At 32.3% G+C, this 20,090-nt stretch carries 15 protein-coding genes; 11 read left to right on the forward strand and 4 right to left on the reverse strand.

Annotated features, from left to right (window positions below):
• Window position 1: 1 nt before the first annotated feature.
• Window positions 2–2,545, reverse strand: a complete 2,544-nt coding sequence (gene gyrA / locus HM992_RS13975) for a DNA gyrase subunit A (RefSeq protein ID WP_179320107.1) — start codon at window positions 2,543–2,545, stop codon at window positions 2–4.
• 262 nt (window positions 2,546–2,807) lie between these two features.
• Between gyrA and HM992_RS13980 the strand changes: the two genes are divergently transcribed.
• Window positions 2,808–5,357, forward strand: a complete 2,550-nt coding sequence (locus HM992_RS13980; RefSeq protein WP_178985585.1) for an ATP-dependent Clp protease ATP-binding subunit — start codon at window positions 2,808–2,810, stop codon at window positions 5,355–5,357.
• Between the two features lie 189 nt (window positions 5,358–5,546).
• Window positions 5,547–5,813 (forward strand): hypothetical protein, encoded by a 267-nt coding sequence (locus HM992_RS13985; protein WP_195806626.1) that lies wholly within the window; start codon window positions 5,547–5,549, stop codon window positions 5,811–5,813.
• A 21-nt stretch (window positions 5,814–5,834) separates the two neighbouring features.
• Here HM992_RS13985 and HM992_RS13990 read toward each other — a convergent pair whose 3' ends face one another.
• On the reverse strand, window positions 5,835–6,323 hold the full coding sequence (locus HM992_RS13990; RefSeq protein ID WP_179320108.1) for a hypothetical protein: 489 nt from the start codon (window positions 6,321–6,323) through the stop codon (window positions 5,835–5,837).
• Window positions 6,324–6,370: 47 nt separating this feature from the next.
• Window positions 6,371–7,900 (reverse strand): histidine ammonia-lyase, encoded by a 1,530-nt coding sequence (gene hutH / locus HM992_RS13995; RefSeq protein ID WP_178985587.1) that lies wholly within the window; start codon window positions 7,898–7,900, stop codon window positions 6,371–6,373.
• A 127-nt stretch (window positions 7,901–8,027) separates the two neighbouring features.
• Here hutH and HM992_RS14000 point away from each other — a divergent pair, with 127 nt between their 5' ends.
• Together HM992_RS14000 and HM992_RS14005 are read left to right on the forward strand one after the other, a co-directional pair.
• A complete protein-coding gene (locus HM992_RS14000) occupies window positions 8,028–9,380 on the forward strand; it encodes a TlpA family protein disulfide reductase (RefSeq protein ID WP_179320109.1) in 1,353 nt (450 codons plus the stop codon).
• A gap of 140 nt (window positions 9,381–9,520) precedes the next feature.
• Window positions 9,521–10,558, forward strand: a complete 1,038-nt coding sequence (locus tag HM992_RS14005; protein ID WP_179320110.1) for a TlpA disulfide reductase family protein — start codon at window positions 9,521–9,523, stop codon at window positions 10,556–10,558.
• 57 nt (window positions 10,559–10,615) lie between these two features.
• On the opposite strand, the gene HM992_RS14010 is transcribed toward HM992_RS14005, so the two are convergent.
• The gene (locus HM992_RS14010; RefSeq protein ID WP_179320111.1) at window positions 10,616–12,169 is read right to left on the reverse strand and encodes an NAD(P)H-hydrate dehydratase; all 1,554 of its coding nucleotides are present in this window, start codon (window positions 12,167–12,169) and stop codon (window positions 10,616–10,618) included.
• 386 nt (window positions 12,170–12,555) lie between these two features.
• Between HM992_RS14010 and thrA the strand changes: the two genes are divergently transcribed.
• From thrA to HM992_RS14045, 7 genes are all read left to right on the forward strand, one after another.
• Window positions 12,556–15,030, forward strand: a complete 2,475-nt coding sequence (thrA, locus tag HM992_RS14015) for a bifunctional aspartate kinase/homoserine dehydrogenase I (protein ID WP_179320112.1) — start codon at window positions 12,556–12,558, stop codon at window positions 15,028–15,030.
• A gap of 2 nt (window positions 15,031–15,032) precedes the next feature.
• Window positions 15,033–15,956 (forward strand): homoserine kinase, encoded by a 924-nt coding sequence (locus HM992_RS14020; RefSeq protein WP_179320113.1) that lies wholly within the window; start codon window positions 15,033–15,035, stop codon window positions 15,954–15,956.
• 130 nt (window positions 15,957–16,086) lie between these two features.
• On the forward strand, window positions 16,087–17,376 hold the full coding sequence (thrC, locus tag HM992_RS14025; RefSeq protein WP_179320114.1) for a threonine synthase: 1,290 nt from the start codon (window positions 16,087–16,089) through the stop codon (window positions 17,374–17,376).
• A gap of 44 nt (window positions 17,377–17,420) precedes the next feature.
• Entirely contained in the window at window positions 17,421–18,257 is an 837-nt protein-coding gene (locus tag HM992_RS14030; protein ID WP_179320115.1) for a DUF6503 family protein, read from the forward strand.
• A gap of 83 nt (window positions 18,258–18,340) precedes the next feature.
• Window positions 18,341–18,691, forward strand: a complete 351-nt coding sequence (locus tag HM992_RS14035) for a GIY-YIG nuclease family protein (protein ID WP_179320116.1) — start codon at window positions 18,341–18,343, stop codon at window positions 18,689–18,691.
• Between the two features lie 69 nt (window positions 18,692–18,760).
• Window positions 18,761–19,303, forward strand: a complete 543-nt coding sequence (locus tag HM992_RS14040) for a TlpA family protein disulfide reductase (RefSeq protein ID WP_229720500.1) — start codon at window positions 18,761–18,763, stop codon at window positions 19,301–19,303.
• A gap of 6 nt (window positions 19,304–19,309) precedes the next feature.
• Entirely contained in the window at window positions 19,310–20,071 is a 762-nt protein-coding gene (locus tag HM992_RS14045; protein WP_179320117.1) for a thioredoxin family protein, read from the forward strand.
• Window positions 20,072–20,090 lie beyond the last annotated feature (19 nt).

Raw genomic sequence — 20,090 nt, forward strand, 5'->3', positions numbered from 1 at the left:
ATTATTCGCTTTCTGTGTCATTATTATCAATAGCCGTGCCATCATCAATAGAGTCTTCATTGTCCAATACTTCAGCATCTATATCTATTATGGCTTCCTCCTCTTCATCTTTCATTACTTTTGCAACAGCTGCAATAGAATCGTTTCCTTTTAAGTTAATAAGTTTTACACCTTGTGTTGCTCTACCCATTACTCGTAAATCAGCTACTGCCATTCTAATAGCTATTCCAGATTTATTAATAATCATTAAATCATCTTCATCGGTTACATTTTTAATAGAGACTAAATTACCGGTCTTTTCCGTAATAGAAATGGTTTTTACACCTTTCCCTCCTCTATTGGTAATTCTATAATCCTCTAAACTTGAACGTTTTCCATAACCATTTTCAGAAACCACTAAGATGTTACTTTCCATGTCATCTACAGCAATCATTCCGATAACTTCATCTGTCTTTTCATCTTGAAGTCTAATACCACGAACACCCGAAGCATTTCTACCCATTGGTCTTGTTTTGGCTTCTTCAAAACGAATAGCTTTACCAGATTTTAAGGCTAACATCACTTGGCTTTCACCTGTTGTTAACTTCGCTTCTAATAAAACATCATCCTCCTTAATAGTAATAGCATTAATACCGTTAGATCTTGGTCTAGAATATTGTTCTAAAGAAGTTTTCTTAACCTGACCTTGTTTAGTTGCCATAATGACATAATGATTATTAATGTACTCTTCATCTTTTAAATCTTGAGTACAGATAAAAGCCATTACTTTATCATCTTGTTCAATATTTATTAAATTCTGAATAGCTCTACCTTTAGATGTTTTAGAGCCTTCTGGGATTTCGTAAACGCGCATCCAGAAACATTTTCCTTTTTGCGTAAAGAATAACATATATTGGTGGTTAGTCCCTACAAATAAATGTTCTAAGAAATCTTCATTACGTGTTGTTGATGCCTTTTGTCCAACTCCACCTCTATGTTGTGTTTTATATTCTGAAAGTAAAGTTCTCTTAATATAACCTGCATGTGAAATAGTAATGACAACTTGTGCGTCTGGTATCATGTCTTCAATACTTACATCTCCACCTGCATACTCTATTATTGAACGACGCTCATCTCCATATTTATCTCTAACAACTTCAAGCTCTCCTTTAATAATATCCATACGACGTTCTTTCTTGTCTAAGATATCTTTAAGGTCAATAATGGTTTTCATGATCTCGTCATATTCAGAACGTAATTTATCTTGTTCTAAACCTGTTAACTGACGCAAACGCATTTCAACAATAGCTTTTGCCTGAATCTCTGATAATTTAAAACGCTCAATTAAATTATTACGAGCCTCATCTGCATTAGATGATGCACGGATAATTTTAATTACTTCATCAATATTATCCGAAGCAATAATTAAACCTTCTAAGATATGTGCACGTTCTTCAGCCTTACGTAATTCGTAAGTGGTACGTCTTACAACAACATCATGTCTATGCTCAACGAAATAGTGGATTAATTCTTTTAGGTTTAATAATTGCGGACGACCATTAACTAGTGCAATATTATTCACACTAAACGACGTTTGTAAAGCCGTATATTTAAATAACTTATTAAGGACGATATTAGGAATAGCATCACGTTTTATAACGTAAACAATTCGCATACCATTTCTATCCGATTCATCTCTAATGGTAGCAATGCCTTCTAGCTTTTTATCGTTAACTAAGTCAGCAGTTTTCTTAATCATGTCTGCCTTGTTAACCTGATAAGGAATCTCTGTAACAATAACACACTCTCTACCTTGCACTTCTTCAATTATCGCTTTTGCACGCATTACAATACGTCCACGACCAGTATGAAAAGCTTCCTTAACGCCATCATAACCATAAATGGTTCCACCTGTTGGAAAATCAGGTGCTTTTATATGTTGAATTAATTCATCAATTTCAATATCGTTATTATCGATATAAGCAATTGTTCCATTAACGACTTCGGTTAAGTTATGTGGAGGCATATTGGTTGCCATACCAACGGCAATACCAGATGCTCCATTTACTAAAAGACCCGGAATACGCGTTGGAAGAACCGTTGGTTCTTGAAGCGTGTCATCAAAATTTAATTTATGATCTACAGTTTCTTTGTCAATATCTGCCAACATATCTTCAGATATCTTACGCATTCTTGCTTCTGTATAACGCATTGCTGCAGGACTATCACCATCTACAGACCCAAAGTTACCCTGTCCATCAACTAACATGTAACGTAAACTCCATTCTTGAGCCATACGTACCATTGCATCATAAACTGAGGTATCTCCATGTGGATGATACTTTCCTAAAACTTCACCAACTATTCTCGCTGATTTCTTATGTGCCGAATTCGCTCTAATTCCAAGTTCATGCATACCGTAAAGTACACGTCTATGAACTGGTTTTAAACCATCTCTTACATCTGGTAACGCACGTGACACAATGACCGACATTGAGTAATCAATGTAAGCCGATTTCATTTCATCTTCAATGTTAATTGGAATGAGTTTTTCTCCTTCTGCCATATATAATTTTAATTAGTTTTTTCCTAAGTTTTCGTAACGCGCTAAGATAACCAAAATCCTACTGTTTACAGATAAAAACTATGCATTTTTTGGGAATTTTTATTAACAATATTTAATATCTTTTTCGTTAATAAGTATCTGCTAATTTCCTTTGATTTAAAACACTTTTTTACTCTCTTCGTTTACAACATATAATTAAGGTATAGTTTTTGCCTTATACTCAATATGTTTTTATTATTTTTAAAGCAGAAAGGAATATAGTATGGATGATAATTTTTCCCCAAGAGTTAAAGATGTGATTGCTTATAGCAAAGAGGAAGCCTTGCGATTAGGTCATGATTTTATTGGAACTGAGCATTTAATGCTTGGTTTATTAAGAGATGGCAATGGTAAAGCTATAGATATATTAAGTGCTTTAGACGTTGATCTAAATCACTTAAGACGCAAAGTAGAGATATTGAGTCCTGCTAACCCAAATATAACAACCACATCTAACGATAAAAAGAACTTACACCTAACAAGGCAAGCAGAACGTGCTTTGAAAACAACTTTTTTAGAAGCTAAATTGTTTCAAAGTACATCTATTAATACAGCACATTTATTATTGTGCATTTTAAGAAATGAAAATGACCCTACAACTAAGCTTTTAAATAAGCTTAAAGTAGATTATGATAACGTTAAAGAAGAATTTAAATCTATGATAACTAGCGAAGATGATTATTTAGACACTCCAAAAGCAGAATCGTTTTCTGATGATAGCATGAATGATGAAGAGGAAGCAAAGCAAAATCCATTTGGTGGACAAGCGAGCAAAACGAATAAAAAGTCAAAAACACCTGTATTAGATAATTTTGGAAGGGACTTAACAGTTCTTGCAGAAGAGGATAAATTAGATCCTGTTGTAGGAAGAGAAAAAGAAATACAACGTGTTTCTCAAATTTTAAGTCGAAGAAAGAAAAACAATCCTTTATTAATAGGAGAACCTGGTGTTGGTAAATCTGCCATAGCAGAAGGTCTTGCCTTGCGAATTGTAAAACGTAAAGTATCTCGTACCTTATTTAATAAGCGCGTGGTAACTTTAGATTTAGCAAGTTTAGTAGCAGGCACAAAGTATAGAGGTCAGTTTGAAGAACGTATGAAAGCCGTTATGAACGAGCTTGAAAAGAATGACGACATTATTCTTTTTATAGATGAAATTCATACCATTGTTGGTGCTGGTGGAGCCACCGGAAGTTTAGATGCTTCTAACATGTTTAAACCCGCTTTAGCTAGAGGTGAAATACAATGTATTGGTGCAACAACTTTAGATGAATACAGACAGTATATTGAAAAAGATGGTGCCTTAGAACGTCGTTTTCAAAAGGTCATTGTTGAACCAACTTCTATTGAAGAAACTATAGAAATTCTTAATAATATTAAAGGTAAATATGAAGAACATCACAATGTTAATTATACAGATGAAGCGATTGAAGCGTGTGTAAAATTAACGAGCCGTTATATGACGGAACGTTTTCTTCCAGATAAAGCTATTGATGCTTTAGATGAAGCCGGTTCTCGTGTTCATATTACAAATATAGATGTCCCAAAACAAATTCTTGAATTAGAAAAGAAACTTGAAGAAGTTAAGGAAACTAAGAATAGCGTTGTTAAAAAACAGAAATATGAAGAAGCTGCAAAGCTTAGAGATGATGAAAAACGATTAGAAAAAGAACTAGCAACTGCCCAAGAAAAATGGGAAGAAGAAACCAAACAACATCGTGAAATTGTTACAGAAGATAATGTAGCAGATGTTGTGTCTATGATGACAGGAATCCCGGTAAATAAAATTGCGCAAAAAGAAATAACTAAGCTATCACAGCTACCTGAATTAATAAAAGGGAAAGTTATTGGTCAAGATCAAGCTGTTGCAAAGGTTGTTAAAGCGATTCAACGAAATAGAGCTGGACTTAAAGATCCAAATAAACCAATTGGTTCATTTATATTTTTAGGGCAAACTGGTGTTGGTAAAACACAATTAGCAAAAGTATTAGCGCGTGAGTTATTTGATAGTGATGATTCTTTAGTGCGAATTGACATGAGTGAATACATGGAAAAATTTGCGATTTCACGATTAGTTGGTGCACCTCCAGGGTATGTTGGATATGAGGAAGGAGGCCAATTAACAGAAAAAATACGACGCAAACCTTATGCAGTGGTACTTTTAGATGAAATTGAAAAAGCACATCCAGATGTTTTTAATATGCTATTGCAAGTTTTAGACGATGGGTATTTAACAGACAGTTTAGGTCGTAAAATTGATTTTAGAAATACTATCATTATTATGACGTCTAATATTGGAGCTCGTAAATTAAAAGATTTTGGAAGCGGAGTTGGTTTTGGCACTGCTGCAGCAGTTGCGCAAGAATCGGACCATGCCAAAGCGGTGATTGAAAATGCCCTTAAAAAAGCATTTGCACCAGAATTTTTAAACAGAATAGACGATGTTATAGTCTTTAATGCTTTAGAAAAAGAAGATATCGGTAAAATTATTGATATTGAAATGGCTAAGCTTATAGACAGACTCAAAGACTTAGGTTACGAACTTAAGTTAACAGACAAAGCCAAAGGATACATTGCTGAAAAAGGCTTCGATAAACAATATGGAGCGAGACCTCTTAACAGAGCGATTCAGAAATATGTTGAAGATGCACTAGCTGAAGAAATCATTAATTCTAAAATTCACGAAGGCGATACCATCTCAATGGATTTAGATGAAGAAAATGATGTTTTAAGTATAAAAATTAAATCTTCTAGCAAAACTACGGAGTCATAATTAGTAATGATTTTAATATAAAAAAAACTCTTTCTTTATGGAAGAGTTTTTTTTTATCTAATAGTTTTAAATCTACACATAATCATAAACGAAACCCTAACTTTCGATTTTTGTGATATTACAATTTATGACCATTATGTTATTGTCACTGTTAAAGAAGGTATTATACTTTCTCATCAGCACATCGGTATGTTCTTAAAAATCATCAACACTTATTATTCCGACAAGCCTTTCGCTTATATTACACTTAGAGTAAATTCTTATTCCGTAAATCCAGAAATTGATTACAAAATTCCTCAAATTGAATCCTTAAATGGCTTTTCTGTAGTTACAAGTAATTACCAAGCAAAGACTAAGACTCAAATAGAAAAAAAAATGGTTTTTAAAAAACCATTTGAGATTAAAAAAATCGAGGACACTGTAGCTAGAACTGATAAGTTCATTGGAGTTAAATAAATCTAAATTATTATTTACGCTTTAATCAAACGGATCATTGTAAGTATGATTGATAACTCCATCTGTTATAACAACCTCATTTCCATTAATTGTAGCACTCCCAGAAAATGTAACACTAAAACAAGTATTTTTATTTACTGTTACGCTACTTTGTAATTCAGCCTGAACAAAATCTCCTTCCGACGAGCTTGCATTTTGAACACGTAAATAATTAAATTCTTCTATTATATTAGTGCCTGTTTTTTTAAAAGGAAGTTTTAACGTAATAGCATATGTATCTTGTTGCGGAGAATAAACACCACGAGACAAATACAGACTTAAAGTATGACCAGATCCGTCGTTATCCAAATCGATCCCTCTACCAAAAATTTGGAAATCCATCAGTTCACCATTAATTTTCATTGTGGCATTTTCGGTTTGAGGACAAGACACCACATCATCATCATTTGAGCAAGAATTCAAAACCAATAGACTAATAAAAATTACTAATGCGTATTTAATCTGTTTCATTGGAACTGATTTTTTTTGGTAATATTTACAATTTCTAATAATTAAATTTACTTCAAATCATAATGATTTAAAAATAACTCTTCAATTTCAATATCTACATCCTTTAAAAATTGAATAGAAGCTTCTATAGAATCATGTAATACTTCATCTACCTTAATAAATGGTACCACTTTTCGGTATTGTTCTAAAAACGATTCTAATAATGGTGACGTTTTTAAAGGTCTCCTAAATTCTAAAGCTTGGGACGCATTCATCAACTCAATTGCAATAACACGCTCTACATTCTTTACTAAAGTATAGGCTTGGGTTGCTGCATTGGCTCCCATACTTACATGATCTTCTTGTCCGTTACTAGACACAATACTATCTATACTTGCCGGAGATGCCATTTGTTTATTTGCACTAACAATACTTGCTGCTGTGTATTGTGGAATCATAAATCCTGAATTCAACCCTGGATTATCCACTAAAAATGCAGGCAATCCTCTTAAACCAGATACAAGTTGAAATACGCGACGTTCAGATATATTTCCAATTTCAGCCATAGCAATCTTCAAATAATCTAATGCTAAAGCCAACGGTTGACCATGAAAATTTCCACCTGAAATAATTAAATCTTCTTCATGAAAAATATTAGGATTATCAGTAACCGAGTTAATTTCAGTTAAAATCACTTTTTCAACAAAATCTAAAGTATCCTTTGTTGCTCCATGTACTTGTGGAATACATCTAAAAGAATAGGGATCTTGCACATGTTCTTTTTCGCGAGTAATAAGCTCACTTCCTTTTAGAAATTCATTAAAACGTCTTGCCACTTTACGTTGCCCAGGATGTGGTCTTACAGCATGTACCAAATCATGAAAAGGATCTAAACGACCATCAAAAGCATCTAACGAAATACTAGCGATAATATCAGCCAAATAGGATGTTTTATGAGACATTAATAACAAATACACTCCATACGCACTCATAAACTGAGTACCATTTAATAAGGCTAAACCTTCTTTTGCTTCAAGTGTAATGGGTTTCCAATTAAATTCTTCTAAAAGTATAGCAGCATCATATTCCTTATTGTTGTGTACTACTTTACCTTTTCCTAATAAAGGTAATGCCAAATGTGCTAAAGGTGCCAAATCACCTGAAGCACCTAAAGAACCTTGAGTAAAGACAAACGGAAATATATCATTGTTAAAAAATTCAATTAATCGTTCTACTGTAGCTAACTGAACTCCACTATGACCATAACTAAGTGACTGTATTTTTAAAAGCAACATCACTTTTACGATAGACTCTGGCACACGATCACCAGTACCACAAGCGTGAGACATTACCAAATTTTCTTGCAATTGACTTAAGTCCGTATCAGAAATTTTCACATTATAAAGTGAACCAAATCCTGTATTAATACCATACATTGGTTTTTTTTCATTAGCTAATTTTTCATCCAAATAGGTTTTACATTTCTGTATATTATTGGCAGATGCTTCCGAAAGTTTTAGCTTTTTGTTTTTATAAAAAATATTGTAGATCGTAACAATATCTAAAGCATCAGAAGAAATGATATGATAGTTATCCATGAAAAGTATTTTATAAGACTTCAAAATTGAGGATTATTTTGGGTTTTACCATACAATAATTAATATTTCATTCAATTCTAATCGTAATCTTAGATTATGTATTTTTGATGCTAAACAAAACAACACTATGAAAAGATTAATAGCCTTTTTTGTAGCCGTACTATTATTGGCATGCAACGAAGAAACAAAAGTAGATTACACCTTATTTTCCGGTAAAATAAAAAACCCGGTAGATCAAAAAGTTACCATATTAAAGGGGCGTGAAAAAGTCAAAGACATAACTTTAGATAAAGACGGAAGTTTTACCGATACTCTAAAAGTTGATGCTGGTTTTTACAATTTTAGTCATGGTCGTGAAACTTCAGCAATGTATCTTTCTCCAACAGATAATATAAATGTTACACTTGACACAGAAATGTTTGACGAAACCATAGCTTACACTGGTTCAGGTTCTCAACACAGTAATTATTTAGCCGCAAAATATATGGCGAATGAAAATGCCAATATTGATGTAGCAAAATTATATTCGAGTGAAGAAACAGAATTTCTTTCTGCAATTAACGACATTAAAAATTCTAAACTAGAACTTTTAAAAAGTCAAAAGGATTTAGATATTGAATTTATAACCAAAGAAGAAAAAAACATAAAATATGATTATTTAAGTTTCATTCAAAATTATACTGCTGGACATAGATATTATTCAAAAAATGAAGCCTTTGAACCTTCTCCTGAATTTTTGAAACCACTTGCTGACATAGATTATAGTAATCAAAACGATTACATAAATATAGATAATTACAAAAACTTAGTACAAAGTCATTTCTCTCAAAAAATTGATAAAACTGAAAGTCCAACTGAAATATTTGACTTTATTAATAAGGAAGCTTTTCCAGAATTAAAAGTTGATTTAATGAGTATGCTTAAACGCAAAATAGCTCCAAATAACGAGGATAATAAAGCTTACTATGATGGGATTATGGCATTATCATCAGATGAAGAATTCAAAGAAAATTTAACCAAGGATTATAATAAAATACAGAAGCTATCTAAAGGGATGCCATCTCCTAAGTTTGTGAATTATGAAAATCATAAGGGTGGCACAACATCTTTAGATGACCTTAAAGGTCAGTATGTTTACATAGATGTTTGGGCAACTTGGTGTGGACCATGTATTGCTGAAATTCCAGCACTTAAGGCCATTGAGAAAAAATACCATGGAAAAAACATCGCTTTTGTTAGCTTATCAATTGATGTAGAAAGTGCACATGAAAATTGGATTAAAATGGTAAATGACAAAGAATTAGGAGGCATACAACTGATTGCTGATAATAACGGAAAATCTCAATTTATTGGAGCCTATGCAATTAATAGTATTCCTAGATTTTTATTAATTGATCCTGATGGTGCTATTGTTAGTGCAGATGCACCAAGACCATCTGACACAAAACTTATAGAATTATTTGATGCATTAAATATTTAAATAAAATAGCAGTTTAAACTATTCAAAAGCCTTCATTAGAAGGCTTTTTGTTTTAAAAAAATTAAATCAAATTTTATAATAATTTTAAAATAGGCCTTACCAATAATGTTTATTTTTGCTATCAAACAAAAAAACGAGTTATGAAACGATTATTATTACTTTGCGTTGCAGCTACTTTATTTGCATGTAAAGGAGAACCTAAAGATTATGTTACACTTTCTGGAAAAATTGCAAACCCTGATGAAAGTAAAACACTAAAAATATTTAAGCCAGGAGCTTACGAAAAAATAATTACCTTAAATGATGATGGTACATTTAGTGACACACTAAAAGTTGAAGCTGGAGATTACAACTTTCAACACGGAAAAGAATATGGTCAAATTTACTTAAAAAATGATAATGTCTCTTCTTTTGAAACTGATTATAATGCCTTTATAGATTCTGTTGTTTTTGAAGGTGATGATTCTGATTTAAACAATTTTACTGTTCAATCATTTTTAATTTCTAAAAATCACTTTACCGAAGATCTTGTTGCTACAGGTGATATGAGTCAAGTAGAAGAGGCTATTAAAGGTTATAAGTCTTCCTACGAAGATTTAAAAATTAAATATGCTGATGTAGATTCTACTCATGTTGCTATTATGGACAATAACATCAATATGACTGTAGAACAACTTTCTAAATTTATGGAAAGTAAGCAAGCTAGACTTAATGCCTTCCCAAAAGGGTCTCCATCTCCTATTTTTGAGAACTACGAAAATTATGCTGGTGGAAAAATATCACTTTCTGATTTAAAAGGTAAATATGTATACATAGATTTATGGGCAACTTGGTGTGGTCCTTGTATTAAGGAAATACCTTCGCTTAAAAAAATTGAAAAGCAATATGAAGGAAAAAATATTGAATTTGTAAGTATTTCTGTTGATGAAGGTCGAGGTTATAAAGGAGATCCTGCTGAAGCTTATAAAGGATGGAGAAAAATGGTAAGTGAAAAGGAATTAGGTGGTATCCAGTTAATTGCTGATAATGGTTTTATGTCTCAGTTTATACAAGATTATAAAGTTAGTGGAATTCCAAGATTCATATTAATAGATCCTAATGGAAATATTGTGAGTGCAGATGCTCCAAGACCATCAAATACTGTTTTAATAGATTTATTCAACGAGTTGAATATCTAATTTTAAAATACATTGTATTAAAAAGCCTGTTTAATAAATTTAAACAGGCTTTTTTTATTATTGATTTTGTTGCTTTTCTTCTTTTGGTTGCTCTGGTTGTTTGAATAAATCGAGATAAGCCTCTCCTAAAGTTTCAATTATATGACTCGCAATTAAACTTTGATAACCATAATCTTCTATAGAAATATCGGCAGATTTACCATGTAAATAAACTCCAAAAATAGTAGCTGCAAACGGTGTATAACCTTGAGCTATTAAACCAGAAATTACCCCTGTTAACACATCACCACTTCCCCCTGTTGCCATACCTGGATTTCCGGTGGTATTTATGTAAAGCTTATTTTTATTCACAGTGATTGAATGCGCTCCTTTTATTAAAACGATTAAATCATATTTATTAGTAAACGCTTTTACTTTTTCCAATTTTTCAAAATCGCTAGACCACTTCCCTATTAAACGCTCTAATTCCTTAGGATGAGGTGTTAATACTGTTTGCTTAGGTAGTAATTTTAAAAGCGTTTTATGTTGAGATATTATATTTAAACCATCTGCATCAATAACTAAAGGCACTTTATTTTTCTTTAGAAAGGCCTCAAATGTTTTTGCTGTTTCTTCAGAAGTACCAAGTCCTACTCCAACTCCAATTACAGTTGGTTTTAATTCGAAATTAATATTTGAAATATGAGTTTCATTATCATCTGTAATCACCATAACTTCTGGTATAGCGGTTTGTAAACTGTGATAACCGCATTTAGGGATATACGCAGTAACCAATCCTGCACCAGCACTTAAAGCCGCTCTACTTGCCAAATTAACAGCACCTATTTTTCCATAACTTCCGCCTAAAATCATTACATGCCCAAAATCACCTTTATGCGCAAACTTTTTTCGAGGTTTATAAATTGGTAATACTTCAAGTTTAGAAATCAATTCAACTTCTGTTTCAGTTTGCATTAAATAATCACGATCTATTCCAATATCCAAAACTTCCCACTGTATTGTATATTTTTCAGTTTCGGGTAAAAAGAATGCCAACTTCGGAGATTGAAAACTCAAAGTATAACCTGCATATATGACAGCATCTTCATCCTCTACAGCTTTATCTGTATATAAACCAGAAGGCATATCAATAGACAACGTAAACGCTTTGGAAGCTTTAAATTTTTGGAATAAAGCTTTTACCCAATCATTTGGAGGTCTATTTAAGCCAATGCCAAAAATAGCATCTACAATAATGTCATCTACACCAATTTCAATCTCTGTAAAATCTTCCTTACAGCTCAACATCGTTGGCCATTTTTTAGTCACATTTTTAATACGATCGTAATTGATTAAAAAATCTTTAGAACGCTTATCACTACAATTCACAATATAGGTAACCACATTATAGCCATGCGTAATTAAATGCCTTGCTAAAACAAGTCCGTCACCACCATTATTACCGATACCACAAAACACGTGAATTGGTACTTGTGCCCCTTGCATGCGAGTATGCATCCAATTAAAAATTTGTGTTCCCGCACGTTCCATTAAGTCTGTAGAGGAAATATTCTGGCGTTCTGTAGTTAACTTATCACCTTCGTAAATTTGTTCTTTTGAAAATAATTTCATGTAATGTTATCTATTGTTTAGTAAAGAGAATTTTTATACTCATAATTTGACGCTCCTTCAACTTAGAACTTTTTATTATGAATGCCTCTCATATTGTTTTAAAAGATTTTGTAAATGACAAGTTTTGTTTCATTTTTAATAATAAGAAGCGCTATTTTTAACAAATCCCTAAAAAGAAACGAATTGTTTTTTTATTGTTATAAAAATAATACATTTGAAATGTAATGAACAAAAAAATTAACATATCAACGATTTCCATTTCACAGTCTATGTGTATGTCTATGTTTTTTATTTCAACACGTATTACCCTTTGGGGTAATTTATAATATGATCTCCGTCCCTTATTGTCTACACAGACATTTTTATTCTCTTAAAATATATTTTATATGAAAGTTCTCAAATTTGGAGGAACATCAGTAGGTTCAGCCGAAAACATAAATAAAGTCATTTCTATTTTAAACCAACAATCTCAAACAACTAATATTGCTGTTGTAGTGTCTGCAGTTGGTGGTATTACAGATAAACTATTAGAAGCAGGAAACTTGGCTTGCAGTAAAGATTTAGATTATAAACAGAAATATGATACCATTTGGTCTATACATAATTCTATTATTGAAGGTTTATTTTTAAATCCTGATAACGATAAATCACTGCAAAAACAACAGGATGATTTGTATGATTTAATGACCGAAAAGTTAAATGACTTAAAAAGTCTATTAGATGGTATTTATCTAATTAATGAATTATCGCCTAAAACAAAAGATAAATTATTAAGTTTTGGAGAAGACTTATCATCTACCCTTATTTATCACACATTAAAATCTAGAACAATAGATGCGGCTTTAAAGAACTCGCAAGATTTAATTGTTACAGATTCAAACTTTAATAATGCTACGGTAAATTTTGATATTACAAACACTAATATTCAATCGTTTTTTAATTCTAATGACAGTGCTATTGTATTGTTTCCAGGTTTTGTTTCAAAATCTATAAATGATGAAATTACAACGCTTGGTCGTGGTGGTTCAGATTATACCGCTGCCATTATCGCAGCTGCAATGGATGCCGATGAATTACAAATATGGACAGATGTTAGTGGCATGTTTACAACCAACCCAAAATTAGTAAAACAAGCCTCTCCTATTGTAGAGTTATCATATCAAGAAGCTGTTGAATTATCGCATTTTGGCGCTAAAGTTTTATATCCACCAACAGTAATGCCTGTGCTTAAAAAGAAGATTCCAATTGTGATTAAAAACACATTAGATCCTGAAGCTATTGGTACTACCATTACTCAAAATATAACACCTAACGGAAATTCTCCTGTAAAAGGTATTAGTAATATTGATAAAGTAGCGTTACTCACTTTACAAGGTAACGGTATGGTTGGAGTTCCTGGTTTTAGTAAGCGTTTATTTGAAACCCTAGCTCAAGAAAAAATTAATATCATTTTAATTACACAATCATCTTCAGAGCATACTATTTGTTTCGGAATTTCAGATAGCGATGCACAACGCGCAAAAATAGCGATTGATGCTGTTTTTGAATATGAAATTTCACTTCAGAAAATTGATCCGATTGTTCTAGAGACTAACTTATCTATTATCGCAGTCATTGGTGATAAAATGAAAAATCATCAAGGTATAAGTGGGAAGATGTTTAGTACCCTTGGTAAAAACAATGTGAATATTAGAGCTATTGCTCAAGGTGCTTCGGAACGTAATATTTCTGCTGTTATTCATAAAAACGATGTAAAAAAAGCATTAAATAGTTTACATGAGCAGTTTTTTGAAATCAAGACTAAACAAATCAACCTCTTCATAACTGGTGTTGGTAATGTTGGCGAGCGACTAATAGAACAGATAAAGCAACAAAAAGCATATTTGAAAGAGAACTTCAAAATAAGCTTAAGAATTGCTGGTTTATCTAATTCTAGAACCATGATTGTTAATGACGAAGGCATCAATTTAAAAAATTGGAAACAAGAACTTGAAAATGGAGAAAAGTCAAGTTTAGATGGCTTTTTTGAACATGCAAAAAGCTTAAATTTAAGAAACTCTGTTTTTGTAGATATCACAGCTAACGAAGCCGTTTCTAATATTTATAGTGACTATTTAAAACAAAGTATTTCCGTTGTAGCTTGTAACAAAATTGCCTGTTCAGGAAATATTGAATATTACACAGAATTAAAAGCATTATCAAGGCAATACAATACCTCATTTTTGTTTGAAACCAATGTTGGTGCAGGTTTACCTGTCTTAGATACGCTAAGTAATTTAATAGCTTCAGGAGATAAAGTAAACACTATCCAAGCCGTTTTGTCAGGTAGTCTTAATTTTATATTCAATAATTTTAATACTGAAACCACCTTTTACGATGTTGTAAAACAAGCACAAGAAGAAGGCTACACAGAACCAGATCCTAGAATAGATTTAAGCGGTATTGATGTGGCTCGTAAGATTTTAATCTTAGCACGAGAAAGTGGTCATGCTATTGAATTATCGCAGCTAGAAAGTGACAGTTTCTTAACTGAAAATGCCTCTAATTCAGATACGGTTGATGACTTTTTCAAAACTTTAATTGAAGATGAAGACTACTATCAAGGATTATTCAAGTCTGCACAAGATAATAACTGCCAACTAAAATTTGTTGCAGAATTTAATGATGGAAAGGCAAAAGTTGGACTTCAAGAAATACCTGAAGGTCATCCATTTTATAACCTTAAAGGAAAAGATAATATCGTCATGTTTTACACGCAGCGTTACCCAGAACAACCTTTAATAATTAAAGGTGCTGGTGCTGGTGCTGATGTTACGGCTTCAGGTTTATTTGCCGATATCATAAGAATTGCTAATAATTAGATATGAGTAACGAAATCAAAATATTTTCGCCAGCAACAGTAGCTAATGTAGCTTGTGGATTTGATGTACTTGGCTTTTGTTTAGATACTATTGGAGACGAAATGGTCATCAGAAAAACAGAAGAAAAAGGTATTAGAATTACAAAAATTGAAGGTTACGACTTACCGTTTGAAGCTGAAAATAATGTAGCCGGAGTTTCGGCTTTAGCGATGTATAACGCTTTAAAACCCGATTGTGGTTTTGAAATAGAAATCTATAAAAAGATTAAACCAGGAAGTGGTATTGGGAGTAGCTCTGCTAGTGCAGCTGGAAGTGTTTTTGGGATGAATGCCTTATTGGGTTATCCATTAAACAAAACAGAATTAACCAATTTTGCCATGAAAGGCGAAGCCTTAGCTAGTAAATGTGAACACGCAGATAATTTAGCTCCAGCTATTTTTGGTGGATTTACATTGGTTAAAAGTGCCTGTCCTTTGCAAATTTTAGAGTTACCTACTCCACCAGATGTATTCGCTACATTAATTCATCCGCAGATTGAAATTAAAACGTCTGAATCTAGAGCTATTTTACCCAAAGAAATTCCGTTAAGCAATGCTATTGCCCAATGGGCAAATGTGGGCAGTTTGGTTCATGCACTTCATACTTCGGATTACGATTTAATAAAAAAGTCATTAATTGATGTGGTAATTGAACCGTACCGAAAACAGTTGATTCCGCATTTTGATGACGTTAAAAAAGCAGCATTAGAAGCTGGAGCTTTGGGTTGTGCTATTTCTGGCTCAGGACCTTCTATTTTTATGTTGAGTAAAAGTGAAGCAACAGCAAAAGATGTCGAAAAAGCAATACGAAACGTATATTCAACTACAAGTATACTGTTTGAAACTTATGTTTCTAAAATTAATGTTGAAGGGATTCGGGTTTTGTAATAAAATGACAGAAGACTTAATACTAAAATTATAACACAAAGCTTTACAGAGAAGGCACGAAGATTCACAAAGAATTTTCTCTAAACAGTCTACTTAATTGAAGCTTATATTAATTTAGAATAAAAATATTATGAATTACTATTCTCTAAATAAAAAAGCACCAAACACAACCTTCGCTGACGCAGTAGTCAGAGGACTTGCACCAGATAAAGGTTTATATTTTCCTGAATCAATAACACCATTAGATCCTTCATTTTTTGAAACCATTGAAGATAAATCTAATGCAGAAATTGCTTTTGAAGCCATTAAACAATTCATCCTTCCTGAAATTCCAGAAGACATTTTAAAAACTATTGTTGAAGAAACGCTAAACTTCGATTTTCCGGTAGTTGAAATCAATGAAAATATTTCAACGCTTGAATTGTTTCATGGACCAACCATGGCATTTAAAGATGTTGGAGCACGTTTTATGGCGCGATGTTTAGGCTATTTTAACAAAACCAATACTAATGATGTTACCGTCTTAGTAGCCACTTCTGGTGATACAGGAGGAGCTGTTGCTAATGGTTTTTTAGGTGTTAAAGGAGTAGATGTTGTTATTCTTTATCCTAGTGGAAAAGTGAGTGACATACAAGAAAAGCAATTAACGACACTTGGACAAAACATTACCGCTTTAGAAGTCGATGGCGTTTTTGATGATTGTCAAGATATGGTAAAGCAGGCTTTTATGGATAAAGAGCTAACGGATAAAATGCAATTAACGTCTGCAAATTCAATAAATATTGCACGTTGGCTACCGCAACTCTTTTATTATATGTTTGCTTACAAGCAATTAAAATCGAAACATAAAGACATTGCTTTTTCTGTTCCTAGCGGTAATTTTGGTAATATTTGTGCCGGTATGGTTGCTCAAAAATTAGGCTTACCAATTAAGCATTTCATTGCAGCAAATAATGCCAACGATACCGTTGTGAATTATATGATTTCTCAAACCTACAACCCAAAACCGTCAGTACAAACTATTAGTAACGCTATGGATGTTGGGAATCCAAGTAATTTTATAAGAATTCAGGAATTACATAACAATGATTTTGACGCTTTAAAAGCAAATTTATCTTCATATAGTTATACAGACGAAGAAACAAAAGCTGCCCTTTTAGAATTGTATAATGACTATAGTTATGTTGCAGATCCTCATGGAGCTGTTGGGTATTTAGGTGCCAAAGACTACTTAAAAGAAAATGATGCTCATGTGGTATTTATGGAAACAGCCCATCCAACAAAGTTTTTAGATGTTGTGGAAGACGTTATTAAAGAAAGCGTGGCTTTACCTTCTCAAATAGAAGCTGTAATGGATAATGAAGGTGTATCTATAAAAATAAATTCTTACAATGAACTGAAAGGTTTCTTATTAAGTTAACACCAAATTCTATCGTATTATCAACTAAATCTAAATTACAAAAAATGAAGTTTCCTATTATATTCAGTATCCTATTGACAAGTTTAGTAGTGTCTTGTAAAAATGACAATCCGAAACTTGTAAAAGAAAAGGAGTCTAAATCTACTACAGAAATAGCACAAGTATTTCAAAACAAAGGTCATGAGATTGTATATAATATGGTTCAAAAAGTTGGAAACTATGATCAATTAAGTAAAAAGAAAGATGTTATTTATACCTACACCTACCAAACTCCAGATGGGAAAACAGATACTTCTACAGAGAAATATATTTTTGATGGTGAATTATCTTATGGTGCATATAGCAAACATGAGAGAACATTAGCAAATTTAACAGGATTAATTGAACAAGGTTACGATGGTAAAACGTATTGGTTAAAGCACGAAGGCACTTTTTCAGACAATGAAGCCTATATAAAAAGAGCCGCTTTTAATAGACCTACAAACTTCTATTGGTTTACAATGTTTCAAAAAATGTTAGATCCAGGTTTAAATTATGAATTTATTGAAGAGAAAACCATTGATAATAAAATCTATAATGTTGTAAAAGTAAGTTTTACAAGTAAAGATGATAAACCTACAGACATTTATCAATTATATATCAATAAAGAAACCAACTTAGTCGATCAGTTTTTATTTACAGTTGCCGATTTTGGAAAAATGGACAACCCATCTCTTATGAAACTTCAGTACGAAAAAATTGATGATTTATTAATTCCTACAAAGCGTCAGTACAAACGTTCTAACTGGTCTGCTGAAGAGAGTGATTTACCATGGATAAAGGTGAGTTGGACGAATATAAAATTTAATAATAATTTATCTCAAAGCGATTTTGAAAAATAAAATTGAGCTTTAACTCGTATTATTTTTAATAGATGCTAGTTTAAAATAATACTCATAAGGGTTTTCTAGAATGCTTAGCTTAAATGTCAAAAACCTTATATACTATATACGTCATAGAACTTTCTAAACGCGTTTATACCGAAAACGCGAAGTTTAGAAATGCAAATCCACAATTTAATGGTGTTTTAGAATGTTTGTATGTTGGCATGACAAGTAAAACTCCAAAAGAACGTTTTCTCCAACACAAAACAGGACATCGTAACAAAAAGGGTCATAAAATATCTTCAAATATTGTTGAGAAATATGGCACCTATTTACGCCCAAGTCTTTTTAATCATATCGATCCTTTTTTTACAAGAGCCGAAGCATTAAAAGCAGAATCACAAATTACCTTAGAATTGCGACGCGAAGGTTATGCGGTTTGGTCTAATTAGAAAAAACAAAATCTAATTAAACCTTTAGTACATCCTTTAGTCTAACTAAAGCTAATACAAACCATTATTTTGAACACAAACATAATAAATCTACTCAAATCAACACTGTGTATCATTTTTGCGCTTATTACTTTAACAAGTTGCAATAATACTAGCACAGAAAAAACCGTTACATCTGAGGAGAAGAAGAATGTGAATCAAGACATTCCTGTTTACAATTTTAATCAATTTGAACCCTTAATTTACACGGAATCTGATAAAACCTATCTCATTAATTTTTGGGCAATGTGGTGTGCACCTTGTGTCAAAGAGCTACCATACATTGAGCAATTCGCTGCTCAAAATCCCCAAGTCGAAGTCATTTTAGTAAGCTTAGATTTCCCAAAAGATATTGAAACAAAGCTTAAGCCTTTTTTAAAGGAAAAAAACATAACCCAAAAAGTTGTACTATTGGATGATGCAGATGCTAACGCGTGGATAGATAAAATAGATCCTAACTGGTCTGGTGCAATCCCATTTACAATTATGTTTAACAAAAACGAACGTTTATTTTATGAACGCTCGTTTGAAAATTTAGAAGACTTAGAAAACCAAATAAAAAAACTTAATTAAAAAATCATGAAAAGAATCAGTGTCCTAATAGCCATTATTGGTTTATCTGCAAGTGTACTTGTATCTTGTAAAAATGAAGAAAATAAAACAGGAGATGCTACTGCTGAAAACCAAAAACATAAAGGTGAACGTCCTCCTCATGATGGTGATAGAAAAGGACCACCACATGGAGGTGACCGCAAAGGACCACCAAAAGGAGGTCTACCAGAACAAACTAGAACATTAGAAGAAATTGGTGGCTACGCGATTGGTGATGTTGCAACTGATTTTAATTTAAAAAATGTTGATGGTTCTATGGTATCGTTAGCTAGTATTGAAAATGCAAAAGGTTATATAGTAACCTTTACCTGTAATGAGTGTCCATTTTCAGTGTTATATGAAGACCGTTTAATTGCATTAAATAACGAATATGCACCTAAAGGTTATCCTGTTATCGCTATTAATCCTAACAGTCCAACTAATGAAAAAGAAGGTTACGCAGCAATGCAAAAACGTTCAGAAGACAAAGGATTTACATTTCCTTACTTAGTTGATGAAGGGCAAAAAATATATCCACAATATGGTGCTGTAAGAACACCTCACGTTTTCTTATTAGATGCAGATCGTAAAGTACAGTACATTGGTACTATTGATGACAATTCAAAATCACCAGAAGACGTCAAAGTAAACTACGTTAAAGATGCTATTGAGGCTTTAGAAAAAGGTGAAAAACCAAGTCCTAATTTCACAAAAGCTATAGGATGTCCTGTAAAAGCTAGTAAGGCTTAAGGTTCCTTAAAATAACAAT

It is taken from the genome of Winogradskyella helgolandensis, assembly GCF_013404085.1.
GTDB lineage: Bacteria > Bacteroidota > Bacteroidia > Flavobacteriales > Flavobacteriaceae > Winogradskyella > Winogradskyella helgolandensis.